The 2,813-nt window shown below is 68.2% G+C and carries 4 protein-coding genes; 2 read left to right on the forward strand and 2 right to left on the reverse strand.

Annotated elements, in window-relative coordinates; all coding sequences use genetic code 11:
- Positions 1-841 precede the first annotated feature (841 nt).
- A complete protein-coding gene (locus ABZ281_RS44915; protein ID WP_356664105.1) occupies positions 842-1,015 on the reverse strand; it encodes a hypothetical protein in 174 nt (57 codons plus the stop codon).
- A gap of 20 nt (positions 1,016-1,035) precedes the next feature.
- On the opposite strand from ABZ281_RS44915, the gene ABZ281_RS44920 reads away from it, so the two are divergent.
- Complete coding sequence (locus ABZ281_RS44920) at positions 1,036-1,197, forward strand: hypothetical protein (RefSeq protein ID WP_356664107.1); 162 nt, start codon at positions 1,036-1,038, stop codon at positions 1,195-1,197.
- 306 nt (positions 1,198-1,503) lie between these two features.
- Here the strand turns inward: ABZ281_RS44920 and ABZ281_RS44925 are convergent, their stop codons facing one another.
- Positions 1,504-2,208 carry a DUF4396 domain-containing protein gene (locus ABZ281_RS44925; protein WP_356664108.1) on the reverse strand — a complete coding sequence of 235 codons (705 nt, stop codon included), beginning with the start codon at positions 2,206-2,208 and terminating at the stop codon, positions 1,504-1,506.
- Between the two features lie 201 nt (positions 2,209-2,409).
- On the opposite strand from ABZ281_RS44925, the gene ABZ281_RS44930 reads away from it, so the two are divergent.
- A partial coding sequence (locus tag ABZ281_RS44930) for a sigma-70 family RNA polymerase sigma factor (RefSeq protein ID WP_356664110.1) occupies positions 2,410-2,813 on the forward strand: 404 nt, incomplete at its 3' end.

Raw genomic sequence — 2,813 nt, forward strand, 5'->3', positions numbered from 1 at the left:
CTCACCCTCGGCCCGGTCGAAGGCACCCAGCAGACCGTTGATCCCATCACCCGGATAGCCGTAAACCCGCTGCACACCCCACTCGGTCAGGCGCTGCAGCACGTAATCGGCGACTTGGTTCATGGACGTCTCCTGATCGAGTCATGCGGACAGTGCACCCTCTGGGTGCCTCCCCCCATCGGCCCATAAACCGGCTCGTGCCGGGCTGTTCGGGTGTTTTCGGGGCCATACGCGCAGGTCCAGGGGTTCGGCGCCGTGTTCCGCCCGGGAAGCACGCCCTTTACACGGGGCAGGCGCCGGCCTCGCTCCGCGCCACGGACGGCTTCAGCCCTCCACCCCCGGCTACGCGGCTGGTAGCACCCGCGTGCACCACGCCAGGCGGACGCCCCCGGAGCGCCGTTCGATTCTCCTGCCGCTGATACCGGCGATCGCGCCGGCCACCGCCCCCACCCCGCACGGTCCGACGACAAGGTCCACAGGCTCAAGCCGCGCCGCCGCGGCATCGACCTCGAAGGCCCCGCCGCAGGCGCCCGTGTCGCGGCACCCGGCGGGTCGGCACCGCCGTGGAGCCTCTGCCCGTTTCCACCACGACGCCGCCGACGGACTGAGCCGGTCGGGCCGCGGCACGCTACCGGTCGTCGGCGACGCCGCTGCCCATCTCGGAGCCGTCTTCGCTCAGACGGTCACCGAGGCACCCACCAAGCGATCGGCGCACTGCGTGCGGTCCGTTCCGCGGCCTCACGACGGACGGGCGGCGCCACCCGTTTCACCAAGCAGGAGAAGCCGATCGCCCCCGGGCGCGCCGGGCCGAGGGATGTCGTCCTGGTGGTGTGCGCAGCTCCTACTCCTTCTCGTGGCCACCGCGGCTCTCCCGCTCCTCCGTCTCGGTCTCCCGCTGCGTCTCGTCGCCGTGCGACGACGACTCCATGGCACGCTGGGCCAGGCCCAGTTCCATGCCGGCCACCGCGCAGTAGACCACCGACACCACGAAGGCGGTCAACGGCCAGGCGAGCACGCCCCCGGACGAAGTGTGCGATGCCCCAGGCCAGCACCGCCGAAGCGCCCACGGACGCCAGGCTGAGCGAGACGCCCAGCGCCGTGACGGTGCTCGGCTCCTTCTCCAGCGGCCTGCGGAAACTTCTCGACGCCAGCAGTTCGAGCGCGCTGAACGCGACGGCCGCACCCAAGGCGAAGTAGACAAGATGCGCCACTCCGGACACCTTGGCCTCGACGTTCAGGAGGCCCAGGGCGACAGTGATCGAAACGGAGAACCCGTAGGCCTGCCCGTTGTTGCGGAGCGAGGCCCGCATCCCGTGCGCCAGGTACCGGACATGCATGTCGCTGACCTCCTCGTGAGTTGATCGACCGACGTGTGCCGCCTCGGCCTGCTCATTCTGCGCGCAGGTCGACTCTTCTACCGGGGGGTCCGGCGTGCTGCAGGGCGCGTCGCTCCCCTGAGGCTTCCTGGTCGCGCACGGGCTCGCGGTGCCGGGGCGTCCCGGCCTACATCTTCTCCTTCCAGCCCTTGCGCACCAGCCAGGCATTGACCGGCCAGGCCGTGAAGAACCCGAACACCATCGAAACCTGCATCAGCATCCAGTAGGTCGCCGTCGTCTTGGGAAGCCCGGGCGCGAAGAGCAGTTCCTGGTAGATCCACATCCCCAGGAACAGGCCGACCTGGAAGGCAACGATGGACAGCGTGTCCGCCTTGACCGCGGCCCAGATCCCCCTCGCGCGGCCGATGTTCCGCATCGGCACAATGGTGAAGTACTGGAAGATCACCCCCAGCACCCAGGCGAAGGCGAAGTCGAGCGCGAAGTCGGCGTAGAGCGCTTTGCCGGCGATCGTCAGGCCTGTGGCGAACACCAGCCACTCAGCGGCGATGTCGCCCAGTGTGCAGCCCGCACCGCAGTGACTGATCGCCTTGGAGAGCACGGTCCACCTGGGCATCCGCTCTGGATCCGGCGCTCCCTGCTTCTCCAGGACCGGCTGGGAGTCCCGTCGCCCGTGGACCACGTAGAACCACAGTGCGACCGGTCCCCAGTACAGCGCGGTGACCGGGTAGACCACATTCATGATCCACATCTTTTGGCGGTAACCGCGGCCGAAGATGTCGACGATGATGAACAGGGCGCTGGCGAAAGCCACGGCAAGGCTCAGCCAGCCGAGCGCCTCCATCCAGGCCGCCGGTTGTGCGTGATGTTCCATGTCCCGCCCTTCACATCGGCTGGTGCTCTTGGGACCAGGGAGTACCCGGTACGCACGGAGAATCCCCGTTATTTTGCATAGGGCAAATATTGCGGGGCACCCGGGTCGTGCCAGACGAACAGCCCGACGGTGCCCGCAAGTGCAGGCATCGCCTCCGTCGCGCATGAAGTGGGAAATGCCATGCTCACGACCCAGACCCACATGACAACCGAGGAAGAACTCGTGCGTCGGATGGCCGACTGCCCCCCAGGTCCGGAGCGGGCGGAACTGCGAGAGGCCGTGATCAGAGCCTTCCTTCCGGTGGCCCGGCGGATGGCGCGTCGCTACGGCTCACCGCTCGACAGTCGCGAAGACCTCTACCAGGTGGCGTGTCTCGGTCTGGTCAAGGCGGTCGACCGTTTCGACCCCGAGCGTGGTCACGCCTTCTTGTCGTACGCCGTTCCCACCATCGACGGGGAGCTGAAACGCCACCTCCGTGACCACACGTGGGAAGTGCACGTACCCCGCCGTATGCAGGAAAAGCACCGCCGGGTCCGCCTCGCCCAGGAAGGGTGGGGCCACAGCTGGGTGCGGATCAGTTCGGCGGCCGCGGTGTCGTCGGGCCG

This window comes from Streptomyces sp. NPDC006265 (assembly GCF_040613555.1).
Taxonomy (GTDB): domain Bacteria; phylum Actinomycetota; class Actinomycetes; order Streptomycetales; family Streptomycetaceae; genus Streptomyces.

Bases quoted from the DNA above. Each gene is read 5' to 3' on its own strand.
- ABZ281_RS44920 (WP_356664107.1), top strand. From the start codon at position 1,036: ATGCCCCAGGCCAGCACCGCCGAAGCGCCCACGGACGCCAGGCTGAGC.
- ABZ281_RS44925 (WP_356664108.1), bottom strand. From the start codon at position 2,208: ATGGAACATCACGCACAACCGGCGGCCTGGATGGAGGCGCTCGGCTGG.